Origin of the sequence: Elizabethkingia sp. YR214 (assembly GCF_003058195.1) — a bacterium.
Lineage (GTDB): Bacteria > Bacteroidota > Bacteroidia > Flavobacteriales > Weeksellaceae > Elizabethkingia.
Genome location: NZ_QBUH01000003.1, coordinates 261479 through 277485 on the forward strand (window position 1 = coordinate 261479; position 16007 = coordinate 277485).

Sequence of the window (16007 nt, forward strand, 5' to 3'; positions counted from 1 at the left end):
CGCTCTGTTTCCAGAACGGTTTTTTTATTTATTGCGTCGGTCGCCGATTGTTACATCATTCCTGGCATACCACCACCCATTGGCATAGCTGGTTCGTCTTTCTTCACCTCAGTGATTACACACTCGGTTGTAAGAAGCATACCTGATACAGAAGCTGCATTTTCAAGAGCAACTCTTGTTACTTTAGTAGGGTCGATGATACCTGCTTCCAACATGTTTACATACTCGTCAGTTTTAGCATTGTATCCGAAGTCACCTGTACCTTCTGCTACTTTAGCAACGATTACAGAACCTTCACCACCTGCATTTGCAACGATTTGTCTCAATGGCTCCTCGATTGCTCTTTTTACGATTTTGATACCTGTAGTTTCGTCAGCATTAGCACCAGTAAGGTTGTCTAAAGAAGAGATCGCTCTTACTAAAGCAACACCACCACCAGCAACAATACCTTCTTCTACAGCAGCTCTGGTTGCGTGAAGTGCATCGTCTACTCTGTCTTTTTTCTCCTTCATTTCAACCTCAGAAGCAGCACCTACATAAAGTACAGCAACACCACCAGCTAACTTAGCCAGTCTTTCCTGAAGTTTTTCTCTGTCGTAGTCAGAAGTAGTAGTCTCCATCTGAGCTTTGATCTGTGCTACTCTTCCTTTGATTTTAGCTTCTTCACCACCACCGTTTACGATAGTTGTGTTGTCTTTGTCGATAGAAACTTTCTCAGCAGTTCCTAACATATCTAAAGTAATGTTTTCCATAGTGAAGCCTTGCTCTTCAGAGATCACCTGTCCACCTGTAAGGATAGCGATATCTTCTAACATAGCTTTTCTTCTGTCACCGAATCCTGGAGCCTTAACAGCAGCAATCTTAAGAGAACCTCTTAGTTTGTTTACTACTAACGTCGCTAAAGCTTCACCTTCAACTTCTTCGGAGATAATTAACAGAGATTTACCACCTTGTGCAACCGGCTCAAGAACTGGTAATAATTCTTTCATAGAAGAGATTTTCTTCTCAACCAAAAGGATATAAGGATTGTCTAGTTCCGCAACCATTTTTTCCGGGTTGGTTACGAAGTAAGGAGACTGGTATCCTCTGTCGAACTGCATACCTTCTACAACGTCTACAGTTGTATCAGTACCTTTAGCTTCTTCTACAGTGATTACACCCTCTTTACCTACTTTACCGAAAGCTTCAGCGATTAGGGTACCGATAGTATCATCATTGTTTGCAGAGATAGAAGCAACCTGCTCGATTTTTTCTGAAGAATCTCCTACAGACTGAGACTGAGATTGTAGGTTTTTAACTACAGCTACAACAGCTTTGTCAATACCTCTCTTCAAGTCCATTGGGTTTGCACCAGCAGCTACGTTTTTAAGACCTTCTCTTACGATAGCCTGTGCCAATACAGTTGCGGTAGTAGTACCGTCACCTGCGATATCATTAGTTTTGGAAGCCACTTCTTTTACCATTTGAGCTCCCATGTTTTCTACTTTGTCTTCAAGTTCGATTTCTTTAGCTACAGAAACCCCGTCCTTTGTAACGTGTGGTGCACCGAAAGATTTTTCGATTACTACGTTTCTACCTTTAGGACCTAATGTTACTTTTACTGCATTTGCTAATGCATCAACACCTCTTTTTAGGGCGTCTCTTGATTCAATATCGAATTTAATTTCTTTTGCCATTTTTATTTAGATATTAGATGCCAGACGTCAGACGCCAAGCATTATTTTTAAATTAATTTTTATATAGAAAGCTATCTGCCGGAAGCCAATAGCAATAAGCTTTATCGCTTATCCGATGATTCCTAATAAATCAGCTTCTCTGATGATTAAGTAGTCTTTTCCTTCTAGTTTTAATTCAGCACCAGAGTATTTTCCATAAAGTACTTTATCTCCAACTTTTACAGTTAACGGCTCGTCTTTTTTACCGTTTCCAACAGCTACAACTGTTCCTTCCTGCGGCTTTTCTTTTGCAGTATCCGGGATAATGATTCCTGAAGCAGTTTTAGTTTCTGCAGCGATTGGTTCTACAAGAACTCTGTCTGCTAATGGTTTGAAGTTTACTGACATAATTATCTTAATTTTTTTGATTTTCTGGTTTAGTTTTCTCCAACAATGTGCCAAGTTGGTTATTGGTTACAAGTTGTAAGTTCAGGGTTAAAAATTGGCAGACTTTTTTTCAGGATAAGAAATTTTGGCAGAAAAAATGAAAATACAATTTTAAGATCCGAACCAGAAAGGCACAAATCTGTATTCGTAATTTGAAGCTTATTAACCACAAAAGACACAAAAGAATATTGCTGCCGAAAGGTTTTTTACCACATAGTTTAGAAGCATTGTATCCCTATGTGGAAAGTTAGAATAAACCACAAAAGGCACAAAAGATAATATTAATATGCTACGGTTTTTAGGACACAAAGATTTCACCTAAAGGTAAAATTACTTCTATCATTTAGATATTAATAAAGTTAAGTTCTCATTATCCTTTGCTAAGCGTTAGCGGCTCTGCGGTCTTAGATACGTAATAAATGTGCACTTTGCGTTTAAGCAATAAAAAAAGCCTTATCACATAGGTAATAAGGCTTTCAATCATATTAATTAATAATTGGTCTTGGCTATTTCTTTGCGGCCTGCATTGGATTTATCACACCATTTGCAGCACCTCTTGCCTGATTTTGCTTCGCTTTGAAGATGCTAAACTTGCTGGCTTCAGGCATGGCACCCCAGTAGTTGTTGGACGTGTCGATATCTGCCGTTTCCAACATTGGGTCCAGTTGTATGGATTTTACTTTCTTGTTGAAGAAGTAAGTTTTGGATGCTTTTTGTTCGTTGTGTCTCCAGATTTGAGCAGAAGTCCTGTCTCTGGTTTTGGAGCCATCTTCAAAAGTAAATTCAACAATTAGCGGCATTACCAGTCCGCCTTTGTTGGCGAAATCTACCTGATAAGCGTAAGTATCTTTATACTGCTCTTTATCTTTTCCGGTCAGGTTTTCGGATGCCGGCATTTTTACTTCGAAAGTTTTGTTAGGATCTACTTTCTCCATACCTCTGTCATATCTCCAGTAGAAATCCTGTGCTTCCTTATCCTTATCGGTATAGAAAGTAATCTTCTTGTCCTCGCGGTTTCTGACTTTTGAAATATCATCGAATACCGGAAGATCAGGTTTTGCAACTTTTACAGAAATAGATTTCTCTGCAGCTTTTGTATCGGTGTCAGCTTTTGCAACGCTTACTTTTTCTATAGCAATATCTACAGGATCTGTTCCGTAGAACCAGCCTCTCCAGAACCAATCAAGGTCTTCAGCACTTGCATCCTCCATTGTTCTGAAGAAATCTGCCGGAGTAGGGTGGCGGAATGCCCATCTTTTAGCATAGGTTTTAAATGCTTTATCGAAGAGCTCACGGCCCATAATGGTTTCTCTAAGAATATTAAGTCCGGTTGCCGGCTTGGAATAAGCATTAGGACCAAAACGGGTAATGTTTTCGGAATTGGTCATAATGGGCTCCAACTCGTCTTTCGGAAGCTTCATATAATCCACAATAGTATGTGCTGGCCCTCTTTTAGACGGGAATTTGTTATCCCAAAGTTCTTCGGTCAGATATTCCACAAAGGTGTTAAGCCCTTCATCCATCCAGCTCCATTGGCGCTCATCGCTGTTTACAATCATCGGGAAGAAGTTGTGTCCCACTTCGTGGATCACCACACCAATCATTCCGTTTTTAGTCGCTTCGGAATAAGTACCGTCTTTTTCTGCTCTTCCGAAGTTGAAGCAGATCATCGGATATTCCATTCCGTTAGAAGCTTCTACACTTTGTGCTACAGGATATGGATAAGGAATTGTAAAATCTGAATAGGTTTTAATCGTGTGTGCTACAGCTCTTGTGGAAAACTTGCTGTAGATAGGGTAAGCTTCTTTTCCGTAGAAGCTCATACACATTACTTTGTTATTGTTTTCGGCGATCACCTGCGGCATAGCATCCCATACAAATTTACGGGAAGATCCCCATGCAAAGTCACGTACATCATTGGCCTCGAAGATCCATGTTTTTCTTTCCTTGGATTTATTTTTCTCCGCTTTTTTAGCTTCGTCCAGTGTAACGATCTCTATAGGTGCAGTAGCACTTTGTGCCTTTTGCCATCTTTGTTTTTGAGCGGAAGACATTACCTGATCGTAATTTTTACATTCGCCGGTAGCGCCTACGATATGGTCTGCGGGAACATTGATGCTTACCTTGTAGTTACCGAAAGGAAGTGCAAATTCTCCACGTCCTGTAAACTGGTGATTCTGCCATCCCTGGAAATCGCTGTATACACACATTCTAGGGAACCATTGTGTCATGGTGAAAAGGTAATTGCCATCTTCCGGGAAGTATTCATAACCACCACGGCCGCCATCTTTCATTCTGTCGGAGATGTTGTAGTTCCAGTCTACTTTGAAGACTATTTTTTCTCCTTTCTTTAGCGGTGTAGCAAGGTCTACACGCATCATCGTTTTGTTGATAGTGTATTTTAGCGGGCTGCCATTGGCGTCCGTAACTTTTTCTATTCTCACACCGTAGCCATTATCTTTTACCGGAAATTCCGACATCTTCAGTTTGTCTGATGTAACAGCCTGCGGAATCGTACTGGAAAATTCGAATCCGGCATTGTTCACAGAGCTATGCTCGTTTTCATCCAGCTGTAGCCACAGATAGTCTAAAGTATCGGGAGAATTGTTGTAATAAGTAACGGTTTCGGATGCTTTCAGATGTTGTTTGTCCTCATCCAGATAAGCATTGATATTGTAGTCTGCACGCTGCTGCCAGTATTTTTCACCTGGTGCGCCGCTGGCAGTTCTATATACATTGGGAGTAGGAAGTATGGTTCCTAGCTGTTCGAATTTGTTTCCGTGATTGCTGCCCGGATTGTTCTGAATATTCTGTGCAAAAGCACCAAGGCTGCAAAGGGATAATAAATACAGGGACTTAAATTTCATGGCCGAAATTATTTTTATTTCAAAGGTATAAAAATGCAGGTGTATTTTCGGCAAAAAGAAACGAACTTTTTTACAGAATTATTTAATATTTGTTTTATAAGTATTGAATCTTTAAAAAGGAATTCTTTCTAAAGCCATTTGCAGGGACAATGCAAATACACCAGAGGAGACAAACATAATCCAGTTTTTCCGATCCAGCTTGAAGATAGTTGTTAGTAAAAACAGAATAATAAGAACGACAAGTACAACGACAATCTGCCCCAGTTCAAGACCTATATTAAAGCCTAATAGCCCTGTAGCAATGCTTTGCTCCCTGGCTAGTGTTATCCGGATAGAGTTGGCGAATCCCATTCCGTGGATCAACCCAAAAAATAATGCCAGAGAGTAGTTGAGCTTCATCTGTTTCTGGACATTGTTTTTGCCAAAAATATTAATGAGTGCGGTAATAGTAATAGTACAGGGAATAAGAAATTCTACCCATGCGGAAGGAACTCTCAGTATATCGAAAACACTTAGTGCCAGTGTAAGAGAATGCCCGATAGTAAATGCGGTAACCAGAATCAGTACTTTTTTGAAATCCTGTAGGGTGTATACAGCAATTAATACCAGAATAAATAACTGATGATCCAGTGCATCTTTACTAACAATATGATCCCAGCCCATCCTGAGGTAAAACATAAAATCGTTCATGGCGTCGTTTTTGCGAAAATATTGATTATTTTTGAATTAGTTTAACGGGAATGCCTTTTAAATACTAATTAATTATAAATGTGTGCAGATGAAAATCTTTTTTAGGATCTTTTTGTTGGTTTCGGGAATCTTGTTTTTTTCTTCTGCAAAAGCAAAAGATGTTCATCCATATCATGTAGGTTCGGTAGAGTTCAGCTACAATGCCAAATCTCAGACTTTTGAGATTACCGGAAAGTTCTTCATAGATGATATGGAAAATGCGCTGGATAAAAAGTATGCGAAAAAGGTATTCTTCAATAATCCGAAATTTAAAAGCGACATGCAGGCTTTGCTGCAGAAATACTTTGAGGAATATCTGAAACTGAAAGTTAATAACAATCAGATCCGGATCAATTTTCTGGGCTACGAAGAAAATTCGGAAGCTGTAGATGTATATCTGGAAACCGAAAAGGTAGTGAATCCTAAAAAAATAGAAACAGCGGTGAGTATACTGTATAATTTATTCGACGATCAGATGAATATTATACATGTTGTAGTAGGAGGGCAAAGGAAGAGTACTAAATTGTTGTATCCCGACCGCTACCAGTATCAGCAGTTCTAAACTTTTAGATTTTCTATATGACTTTTCAGGTCCGGAAAAAACTCATCATAACATTCTTTCAGGAAATCTTTTTCCTCCATAAATGAATTGAAAACCGGAATATCCTTTTCCAGATATTTGGCCTTATTCAGAACATTTTGCAGACTGTATTTTATTCCCCAATCATATCGGTAGTTAAAGAGCCAGTCATCGGCTTCCATTTTAGGAAGGATATGGAGAAATCTTTCCGGAAGTATTTCCTCATAATTCCATAATGTATTGTACACATGTCGTGTATGTTTTTTCCAGTCAGTTTCATCATGTATTGTGATGTCGTTGGCAAGGAAGTAATCCATGCTGACATCTACAAAAGCCCCGGAATATAATCTGACCAAAGGCTGGAAAACTTTTTTGGCTTTATGCGTAATGGGATGCTGATCGGTATAGGTGTCTATTTCCCTGTGGATAACAATGCCTTTTTGTACTTCGATGGGAAGCTTTTCTCTGTCGGCATTTCTAACGTAATCCGCTATCATATTGCCCACAATTTGTCCATCGGAAAACGATAAATAGGAATGAGCAAGGAGATTCATCTTTATTTTATTTGAGTAAAGGTAGCGAATTTGTTCAGAACAAATTATACGGGCCTTTCCCGGACAGATTAAAGGAATGATCTAATGGGGCAATAATTTGCCTTTAGGTGAAATCTTTGTGCTCTAGATACCCGTAGTATATTAACATTTCTTTTGTGCCTTTTGTGGTTTATTCTAATTAATTGCAAAGCTGCTAGCACTTAGTAATGACTTCGGAGTTTTAATGTTTATGAAAGTCGTTTCTGAAATAATCTGAAGCTTCTTTTATGGCAGTTTCAACAGGCTGGTATTGTACACTGAGTTCCGTTGTCGATTTGTGATTGGAATAATAATTCTCAATACACAAAGACCTCATATTCGGAGAACACAAATCTGTTTTAATATTTAGTTTTCTCAACAGATCTCCGAAAAGGCCTGCTGCCTGCAGAATGAATCCGGGGACTTTTATCATCAGAGGATTTTGATTGTTTATTTTATTCAGCTTCTGAAAGAAATCTTTATAGCTTATATTCTCATTACAGGCAATATATTTTTCTCCGTTTTTAGCAAAGCTTATCGCGTTTATAATGTTTTGTGCAACATCTTTTACATGTACAAAATTCTTTCCGCCCGGTGGATAGAAAATGACTTTTTTATGTAGCCCCATCAGAATGATTCTGCCGGAGCTGGGTTTTGTATCAAAAGCACCTAACATAAATGTAGGACAGATAATAACTGTCTCTGTGGAATTGTTTTGTTGCAGAAGATAATCTTCCGCAGCTTTTTTACTCAACGCATAAAAGGATTCCGTGAATGGAAATTTCATTGGCTTGTTCTCGTAACCTAAACCACCTGAATCTGCAAAGCCGGAAGTATTAGCAGTACTCACGAAAATAAATTTCTTTACACCTGATTTTACAGCAGTTTCATATAAATGACGGGTAGCTTCGAAATTGGTTTTGTAATAGTCTTCGTACCGGAGGATATTTTGTTTGGTTTCCGCAGCGATGTGGATAACAATGTCAGTATTGGAAAATATAGCAGAATAATTGTCAAAAAGCCCACCCTTTAGTAAAGTGAGATTCTCATTTCTGGTGCCGGTGAAACTATCGGGATTTCTGATGAGTCCGGTAACTTTGTATTCCTGCTCCAGAAGAAGATTAACAAGATTGGTTCCTAAAAGCCCGGAAATGCCGGTAATAAATATATTCTTCATTCTTTTAATGAAAGAGTTCTAAGTGTTGTTTTTTGTTCGGTATATTTACTTTCAGGCATCTTTGTAATTGGTTCTGCATCATTTATTTAGAGGCTAAACAAATATAAATTAATTTTTATTGCAAAAGAGACCTTAAAAGGTATTTTACAGATATAGTCAGTCTTTTTAAAAGATGTGCATAGCTGGTAGGAGGGATTGCAGGTAGTGACATTTTTATATGTTTTGTTAGCCAAATGTACCGCCTGCAGGTATTCCGGAAGCCCTTGTTTATAAAACGGAACTATATGATAAAGCTTGTATTAGTGGCGATTACAATCTATAGTTGTACTGTTTTATAAACCGGCATATATTTCTTGAGATAAAATTTGATCAGAGTTCTATTTGAAGTGTTGCAGGAAGCTACTTATAAGTTGCCTTGGTTAAGCTTTTAGGTAAATGCTTTCAGATACAACTTTTTGATTGATTAAAGTTTTTACATTCACCGTGTCGGTGTGGTGATGGTATTCAAAATCTACAGAATGTTGGGGAAGAGTATTCTCCGCTAATATATATAAGGTAACTGAATGATCCTCGATTTTCGACTTTAACTGAACCGGAAAATGATAAGGGTTGATGAACTGTAAGTCCCGGAAACCATAGACAACAGTGCTGTCTGCGCCTAATGGAATATAGCGTTCGTCTTCTTTATAGATGTCTATAGAATGATGATGGCGTTCGGTAATGATAAATCCGGCTTTCAGAGCTGAATAATAAAGTAAAGATGAAAACTGACAAATCCCGCCACCTGTATCCTTAGACAGCTTTCCGGCTACAAGATTCCGGCCTTCCCTAAATCCGTTTTTTTTACTGGCCTTGCCCGTAACTTTCCAGAAAGAGAAATATTCGCCCGGATAAATTGTAATGCCTTCCTGTTTTTGCTGAACGATTTTCAGGTTATGAAGTTTATTTTCGAAATAAGGGCTTGGCATTATCCTAAGTGTCATCTCTGCCTGAATATTACCAATGTCTTTAGTGTTGATAACTGAAGCATATTTTTTATTCTGAAGAGAATCCAGCAGTTTTCGTTTCAGAAGGTATAACTGAATTTTAAAAGAATGGGGAATATATCTTTTGATGAACTTCATTGGGATTTACTGAGCCTTTTGTAAAACAATAATCTGGTAAGAAGCCCACTTCTTCAGGAAAGAGCGGCATAGCAAATTGTCTAGAGGAAGGAATAATCTGCGCAAATATTTTGGAATACGGTGTACCGGAAAAAACAAAATCCCACGGGTCTCGATAATAGTCCACTGATTTCTGAATAAAAATTTAATTTCTTCGGAGTCAAAACTATTATAGGCATGCCAGTTTTCTGTAGATGTATGATTTCTTCTTCTCCTTTTTACGGGGAAATCGAAAATTAGAAATCCGTTTGGTTTTAGCTTTTGCCATGATTCAGATAGAAATTGCTGTGTTATTTCTCTATCCTGATGCATGATAACATGAAATGAAAAAATACAATCCAGACTTTCGCTTTCAAACGGAATCTCTGTGATGTTTCCTGCGAGCAGTTTTTTGTAAGGGTATTTAGCCTTAGCCTGGGAAAGCATTTCCTCACTGAAGTCTACACCGCAATTAGCGAAATCTAATAACCTGCCGGTTCCACATCCAAGATCCAGTGTTTGATTCAGCTTTTTATTTTTATGAAAAAAAGATGTCAGAAAATTCCTTTCCTGTGCATCAATGTATTGACCATAAGTATTGCTGAACCTATTTTCGTCATAGGTGCTGGCAAGTTGATCGTAATATTTTTGAATAGCCTTCTGGTGCATAATCAGAATGATTTGTTAGAAAAACCATGTAAATTATCTTTCTCAGTAGAACCTGCCTCTTTCTGATTTTTTCTGAATTCAGAAGGTGTTATTCCCATTGTCTTTTTGAACATCGTATTGAAAGCTGTTTTTGAATTAAAACCAGATTCAAAAGCAATGCCTAAGACAGACATCTTATGATAAGTGTCGCTTATTAATAATTTTTTGGCATGTGCTATCCTGTATTTATTTATAAACTGAAAGAAGTTTTCACCAAAGCCATTGTTCAGCAGATAAGATAGCTGGTGTGTACTGATGCCGATAAGCTCTGAGAGTTTTAATAGATTGAGATCGCCTTCCAGATAAGGTTTTTGAGAATCTATTAATGTTAGTAACTTTTCTTTCAGGTCTTCAAAATCTTCATCCGGAATTAACTTTTTCTTTTCGGTCTTTTCTTCAGATTCTGTTTCTATAGATAGCAAATCTTCCAGTTGTACTTTGCTTACAGGATAGATTTCTTTTTGTCGCAGAACATGGTAAAAAGTACTGTAAACAATAAACAGGAATAGTAAATCCATTACAAGATTCTGATGCATTTTGTAAATAAAAGCATTGAATAGCTCATAGCAAACAGTAATAATAATGGTTGCAAAAAGCAGTAAGCTTAGTTTAATCAGCCATTGTAAATTGATGCTTTCTGTGTCCGATGAAATGGTTTCTATCCTTTTCTGGTGTTTTCTGATTTTGTAATAGATAATTGCAACGTATGGCAGATTGTGAGCAACTGCTATGAGTAGTGTAATAGTGTTTAGCAGCTTGTTTTCGTCAGCATTTAGCAATAATACTAAATAGATAAAAGGAACAACCAGACAGATAAGATCCCTTTTTTTGAAATAATAGTTGGGATTGATAAAGAAGACAACGCTGAAAAACAGAAATAACGGCGTGAAAATCTGTAAAAACCGGACCAGAAATATAAAATGATAGCTGGCGGAAAGTCCACATATTTGTAATATGTCCAGAATCCAGTATCCCGACCAAAGGAACATAAATATCCCGAAAGCAAAATTTGCTTTCTTATTAACGTTCATCGGATTGGCCAATAGGGTGAACGACTGCAAAACCAGACTGCCGTAAAGCAATACAAGAACAAATTTCTGAATATTTTCAATCGGCATTCTGATGTTTTTTTAATTATCTAAAAAAGTCTGTCGTGGAAATCTTCAATCTTACTAACTTCTTCAATCTTAATAGCAAATTTCCGCTTCGGTATCTTGTTCAGATTTGAAACGTAAATTTTATCATACCCCAGTTTTTCGGCCTCAGTGATACGATGCTCGATTTGGGGAACAGGCCGGATTTCTCCACTAAGACCTATTTCTCCTGCAAAACAATATTTTTCGGAAATAGCAATATCTTCATTGGAAGAAAGAATAGATGCTACAACTGCTAAATCCAGAGCCGGATCGTCTGTTTTTATACCTCCGGTTATATTCAGGAAAACGTCTTTGGAGCCAAGCTGAAAGCCTGCTCTTTTTTCCAGAACAGCCAGAAGCATATTGAGTCTTTTTGCATCGAAACCGGTACAGCTTCTCTGTGGCGTACCATATACCGCGGTACTTACCAAGGCTTGTATTTCCAATAGCATAGGTCTGTTTCCTTCCAATGTTACGGCTACAGAGTTCCCCGATAATTCTTCAAATTTTTTGGTGATGAGTATTTCCGATGGATTTTTTATTTCTTTCAGACCCTGAGAAATCATTTCATAGATACCAATCTCAGATGTTGATCCGAAACGGTTTTTGTTAGCTCTTAACAATCTGAAAAGATGGTTTCTGTCTCCATCGAAGTTTAGAACCACATCTACCATGTGTTCCAATACTTTTGGACCGGCGATTTGTCCGTCTTTGGTAATGTGACCTACCAGAAATACCGGAGTATTGGTCTCCTTGGCAAATTTTATAATTTCTGAGGAGCATTCCCGAATCTGAGAAACAGTTCCCGGAGAACTTTCGATAAGGCCAGAGTGTAGTGTCTGAATAGAATCCAGAATCATAAATTGAGGCTGTAGTTTTTTTGCTTCATGCAGAATTTTGTCCACAGAGGTTTCTGTAAAAAGGAAGCATTCCGGATTCTGGAGATCGGTAAGACGGTCTGCACGCATTTTAATCTGTGATGCACTTTCCTCTCCGGATACATACAAAACACGTTTGCGCATTTTTAGTGCCAGCTGAAGGAGCAGGGTAGATTTTCCTATTCCCGGCTCGCCACCAATTAAGGTAACAGAACCCAATACAATACCTCCACCCAGAACACGATTCAGTTCATCACTTGGAGTCGCAATTCTTGGCTCCTCCTGTGCATTGACTTCTATAATATTAATAATGTGCTGCTTCTTTTCTCCGGAATAATTTTTTGAAGTTGTTTTTTCAATGACTTCTTCAACCAAAGTATTCCATTCTCCACAATTTTTGCACTGCCCGTGCCACTGCGGATACTGGGTTCCGCAATTTTGACAGTAATATGCCGTTTTGACCTTTGCCACTTTTTATCTCTAAACCTTTGATTAATACTGCAAATTACAATTTCAATTTCATTTTTTGACAAAAAAGTTTTGCTGAGGAATGATTTTGGTGAAGGTATAATGGCAGAGAAAATAAAGACTTGTTTTATAATGGCCTGATTAATTGATTTTTAAATCAATTGCATTTCACGTTGCCCAATTGGATGAGAACCTTTAACTTTGCACAAACCTAATCTAATGAGTAAAAAAGCTACAAAATACATCTTCGTCACCGGTGGTGTAACATCTTCTTTGGGAAAAGGGATCGTTTCTGCGTCCCTTGGTATGTTGTTGAAAGCCAGAGGTTACAATGTAACTATTCAGAAACTGGATCCATATATTAATATCGATCCGGGAACTTTAAATCCATATGAACATGGAGAATGTTATGTAACAGAAGATGGTGCTGAAACAGATTTGGACTTAGGGCACTACGAGCGTTTCCTAAATTCACCAACCAGTCAGAACAATAACGTTACAACGGGTAGAATTTACCAGACTGTTATCGATAAAGAAAGAAAAGGAGATTTCCTGGGTAAAACGGTACAGGTTATCCCTCACATTACCAATGAGATCAAGCGCAGAATTAAAATTCTTGCAAAAGAAAATTATGATATCATTATTACCGAAATCGGAGGTACTGTAGGAGATATTGAATCTCTTCCTTATATAGAAAGTGTACGTCAGCTTCGTTGGGAGCTTGGTGAAACCAACTCTATGGTAATCCACTTAACACTTCTTCCTTATTTGGCATCTAGCGGTGAGCTAAAAACTAAACCTTCTCAGCATTCTGTACGCCAGCTAATGGAGTATGGAGTTCAGGCAGATGTTTTAGTGTGCAGAACCGAACATAAAATTCCAAAAGATCAGCGTGCAAAACTAGCACAGTTCTGTAATGTAAATTCGGCAAATGTTATCGAATGTCTTGATTTACCAACAATTTATGAAGTGCCTTTAGAGCTGCATAAGCAAAATTTTGATGAGGTTGTGTTAACTGAGCTTGCATTGCCAACAACTAATACGCCTGATCTTACAGATTGGAAAGACTTCCTGAAAAAATACAAAAACCCTAAGAAAAGTGTAGAAATTGCTTTGGTAGGTAAATATGTAAGCCTTCAGGATTCTTATAAATCTATTGCAGAAGCATTTATCCACGCAGGTGGATCATTACAGACAGAGGTTAAGGTACGTTGGGTTTACAGTGGAGATATCGAAAGTGGAGATGTTGCCGAGTTGCTGAATGGTGTAGATGGTGTGTTGATTGCGCCAGGATTTGGTGACAGAGGTATTGAAGGTAAAATTGAAGCAGCAAGATATGCACGTGAAAACAATATTCCGGTATTGGGAATTTGTCTTGGTATGCAGATTATGACTATTGAATTTGCCAGAAATGTATTAGGACTGGAAAATGCAAATAGTACTGAGTTCGATACAAATGCTGAGTATCCGGTAATTAACCTTATGGAGGAGCAAAAAGATGTTACCGAAAAAGGAGGTACAATGCGTTTAGGTGCATGGAAATGTGCTGTGAAAGCATCAACTAAGCTTTTTGATATTTATAATACTAAAAATATTTCTGAAAGACATCGTCACAGATACGAGTTCAACAGTGATTATACTTCTGATTTTGAAGCTAAAGAATTTATTCCTTCAGGTAAAAACCCTGAAACAGGATTAGTAGAAGCTTTGGAACTGAAAAATCATCCATTCTATGTAGGTGTGCAGTATCACCCGGAATACAAGAGTACTGTAGCTAATCCACATCCTTTATTTAAGGCGTTGGTAGATGCTGCGGTAAAATTTCAAACAAAAAAATAATTTTTTAAATGCAACAAAATAACGGTGTAGGCAAAAGCCAGCTGATCAGTTTTGCGGTTTTTTCATTAATCCTTATGGGGGTTATGTTTTACTTCCAGTCGAAGCAAAAACCGGAAGAACAGGCAAAGACTCAGGTAACTCAGTCTGCTCAGAAATCGAATGCTGCACAATTGCAGAATAATGCCAATGCGGCAGGTATTCAGAAAGTACAGCTGAAGAATGATTTGCTGACAATTGATTTTACAACACTTGGTGGACAGATTTCTACTGTAAGACTTAACAAGTTTAATGCCTTTGATGAGAAAACAAAGGACAAACCTCTTTTATTATTTTCGAATAATAATGCTGATTATGGATTTCAGTTTAAAGATAAATCCGGAAAAGTAATTAACACCAAAGACCTGGTCTTTAATGCAACTGCTAATGGTAATGCCATTACAATGCAGGCGAATGTTGGTGCAGCTACAATTCAGTTTGTCTATACATTATTAGATAAGTACACTGTAGATTTTAAAGTAAGAACTCAGGGGCTTTCCCAGTTAGTTTCTGATAACAAAGCAGACTTTGTATGGAACTATAATGTTCGTGAAGCTGAAAAAGGACGTTCTCAGGAACAGACGCATACCGAATTTGTTTATGCTTTCAATAATTATAAAAGCTACGATTATGACTCCAGAGGTGATATGGATGAAGCTAAAGAAACGCTTAACTGGATTGGTGTAAAGCAGCAGTTCTTCTCTGCAGTAATCGAAGCTCAGAATGGTTTCAAAAATTCTAAAGGTAATCAGGAAACAATTGAAAAAGGTGAGTACCTGAAGAAATTTAATTATAACGGACAGGTTGATTTAGCCGCAAATGAGCTGAATCAGGATTTCAAATGGTATTTTATGCCATTAGATCTTAATCTGTTAAAGTCTTATGATAAAAACTTTGATGAGATTCTTCCTTTTGGATGGTCTTTCATAGGAAGTTTGAACAGATGGTTCTTTATTCCGGTTTACAATCTACTTTCATCTTGGGGTATTGCCGCAGGATGGGTGATTTTCTTAATGACCATTGCTGTGAAGATTATCCTTTCACCAATCATGTACAAGCAGCATAAGCTGAGTGCAATGATGCGTGTGATCCGTCCGGAAATTGAAGAAGCTCAGGAAAAGTTTAAGAATGCTGATCCTATGAAGAAGCAGCAGGCGACAATGGAAGTCTATCGTAAAGCCGGCGTCAACCAGTTTGCAGGATGTCTTCCGGGCTTGGTTCAAATTCCGATTTTCTATGCATTGTTCCGATTCTTCCCGAACATGCTGGATCTGAGAGGTAAGAGTTTTTGGTTTGCAAATGACCTTACAGCTTATGATGATCTTATCAAGTTGCCATTTAATGTTCCTTTCTTAGGAGAGCACCTTAGTGTTTTTGCATTGGCATGTACTGTTGTAATTCTTATTTATACAGTTATGACAGCAGGTAATATGCAGCAGCCTACTCAGGAGGGAATGCCAAACATGAAGCCATTAATGTATATCTTCCCGGTTACATTCTTGTTCTTCCTTAACTCTGCAGCATCAGGTTTATCTTGGTATTACTTTGTGTCCAACGCTATTAACATTGTAATTATCTTAGTAATCAAATATTTTATTTTGGATGAAAAGAGAATTCATGCTCAGATTCAGGAAAATAAGGCTAAGCCTAAAAAGGAAGGCCGTTTCCAGGCAAGAATGCGTGAAATGATGGAGAAAGCTCAGGATCAGCAAAAGCAGATGGAGCAATTGAAGCAACAAAATAAGAAGAAGTAAACTTCTTTCACATATATAA

13 protein-coding genes are annotated in these 16007 nt (G+C 37.9%); 3 read left to right on the plus strand and 10 right to left on the minus strand.

What is annotated here, in order from left to right; translation table 11 throughout:
* Positions 1 to 50 precede the first annotated feature (50 nt).
* From groL to C8J95_RS07395, 4 genes are all read right to left on the minus strand, one after another.
* Complete coding sequence (gene groL / locus C8J95_RS07380; protein ID WP_024568375.1) at positions 51 to 1676, minus strand: chaperonin GroEL; 1626 nt, start codon at positions 1674 to 1676, stop codon at positions 51 to 53.
* A gap of 108 nt (positions 1677 to 1784) precedes the next feature.
* Positions 1785 to 2063: a co-chaperone GroES gene (groES, locus tag C8J95_RS07385; RefSeq protein WP_024564629.1), complete on the minus strand. Its 279-nt coding sequence runs from the start codon at positions 2061 to 2063 to the stop codon at positions 1785 to 1787.
* Between the two features lie 545 nt (positions 2064 to 2608).
* Positions 2609 to 4969, minus strand: a complete 2361-nt coding sequence (locus tag C8J95_RS07390) for a M1 family metallopeptidase (RefSeq protein ID WP_107807789.1) — start codon at positions 4967 to 4969, stop codon at positions 2609 to 2611.
* A gap of 111 nt (positions 4970 to 5080) precedes the next feature.
* Positions 5081 to 5659 (minus strand): HupE/UreJ family protein, encoded by a 579-nt coding sequence (locus C8J95_RS07395; protein ID WP_107807790.1) that lies wholly within the window; start codon positions 5657 to 5659, stop codon positions 5081 to 5083.
* A gap of 88 nt (positions 5660 to 5747) precedes the next feature.
* Here C8J95_RS07395 and C8J95_RS07400 point away from each other — a divergent pair, with 88 nt between their 5' ends.
* Positions 5748 to 6260, plus strand: coding sequence for a DUF6702 family protein (locus tag C8J95_RS07400; protein ID WP_107807791.1), 513 nt, complete (start codon positions 5748 to 5750; stop codon positions 6258 to 6260).
* On the opposite strand, the gene C8J95_RS07405 is transcribed toward C8J95_RS07400, so the two are convergent.
* From C8J95_RS07405 to radA, 6 genes are all read right to left on the minus strand, one after another.
* Positions 6257 to 6832, minus strand: coding sequence for an ACP phosphodiesterase (locus tag C8J95_RS07405; protein WP_107807792.1), 576 nt, complete (start codon positions 6830 to 6832; stop codon positions 6257 to 6259). The genes C8J95_RS07400 and C8J95_RS07405 overlap by 4 nt on opposite strands.
* Positions 6833 to 7052: 220 nt before the next feature.
* Complete coding sequence (locus tag C8J95_RS07410; RefSeq protein WP_107807793.1) at positions 7053 to 8027, minus strand: NAD-dependent epimerase/dehydratase family protein; 975 nt, start codon at positions 8025 to 8027, stop codon at positions 7053 to 7055.
* A 419-nt stretch (positions 8028 to 8446) separates the two neighbouring features.
* Positions 8447 to 9151 carry a VanW family protein gene (locus C8J95_RS07415; protein ID WP_107807794.1) on the minus strand — a complete coding sequence of 235 codons (705 nt, stop codon included), beginning with the start codon at positions 9149 to 9151 and terminating at the stop codon, positions 8447 to 8449.
* 6 nt (positions 9152 to 9157) lie between these two features.
* Entirely contained in the window at positions 9158 to 9838 is a 681-nt protein-coding gene (locus tag C8J95_RS07420) for a class I SAM-dependent methyltransferase (RefSeq protein WP_107807795.1), read from the minus strand.
* Between the two features lie 2 nt (positions 9839 to 9840).
* Positions 9841 to 10995, minus strand: a complete 1155-nt coding sequence (locus tag C8J95_RS07425) for a helix-turn-helix domain-containing protein (RefSeq protein ID WP_107807796.1) — start codon at positions 10993 to 10995, stop codon at positions 9841 to 9843.
* Positions 10996 to 11015: 20 nt separating this feature from the next.
* On the minus strand, positions 11016 to 12362 hold the full coding sequence (gene radA, locus C8J95_RS07430; protein WP_059324151.1) for a DNA repair protein RadA: 1347 nt from the start codon (positions 12360 to 12362) through the stop codon (positions 11016 to 11018).
* Between the two features lie 216 nt (positions 12363 to 12578).
* On the opposite strand from radA, the gene C8J95_RS07435 reads away from it, so the two are divergent.
* Complete coding sequence (locus C8J95_RS07435) at positions 12579 to 14198, plus strand: CTP synthase (RefSeq protein ID WP_107807797.1); 1620 nt, start codon at positions 12579 to 12581, stop codon at positions 14196 to 14198.
* A gap of 8 nt (positions 14199 to 14206) precedes the next feature.
* Positions 14207 to 15988, plus strand: coding sequence for a membrane protein insertase YidC (gene yidC / locus C8J95_RS07440; RefSeq protein WP_107807798.1), 1782 nt, complete (start codon positions 14207 to 14209; stop codon positions 15986 to 15988).
* Positions 15989 to 16007: the final 19 nt, after the last annotated feature.

Coding starts and splice junctions, on each gene's coding strand:
- C8J95_RS07390 (WP_107807789.1), bottom strand. CDS start 4,969: ATGAAATTTAAGTCCCTGTATTTATTATCCCTTTGCAGCCTTGGTGCT.
- groL (WP_024568375.1), bottom strand. CDS start 1,676: ATGGCAAAAGAAATTAAATTCGATATTGAATCAAGAGACGCCCTAAAA.
- groES (WP_024564629.1), bottom strand. CDS start 2,063: ATGTCAGTAAACTTCAAACCATTAGCAGACAGAGTTCTTGTAGAACCA.
- C8J95_RS07425 (WP_107807796.1), bottom strand. CDS start 10,995: ATGCCGATTGAAAATATTCAGAAATTTGTTCTTGTATTGCTTTACGGC.
- C8J95_RS07400 (WP_107807791.1), top strand. CDS start 5,748: ATGAAAATCTTTTTTAGGATCTTTTTGTTGGTTTCGGGAATCTTGTTT.
- C8J95_RS07410 (WP_107807793.1), bottom strand. CDS start 8,027: ATGAAGAATATATTTATTACCGGCATTTCCGGGCTTTTAGGAACCAAT.
- C8J95_RS07395 (WP_107807790.1), bottom strand. CDS start 5,659: ATGAACGATTTTATGTTTTACCTCAGGATGGGCTGGGATCATATTGTT.
- C8J95_RS07415 (WP_107807794.1), bottom strand. CDS start 9,151: ATGAAGTTCATCAAAAGATATATTCCCCATTCTTTTAAAATTCAGTTA.
- C8J95_RS07420 (WP_107807795.1), bottom strand. CDS start 9,838: ATGCACCAGAAGGCTATTCAAAAATATTACGATCAACTTGCCAGCACC.
- C8J95_RS07405 (WP_107807792.1), bottom strand. CDS start 6,832: ATGAATCTCCTTGCTCATTCCTATTTATCGTTTTCCGATGGACAAATT.
- C8J95_RS07435 (WP_107807797.1), top strand. CDS start 12,579: ATGAGTAAAAAAGCTACAAAATACATCTTCGTCACCGGTGGTGTAACA.
- yidC (WP_107807798.1), top strand. CDS start 14,207: ATGCAACAAAATAACGGTGTAGGCAAAAGCCAGCTGATCAGTTTTGCG.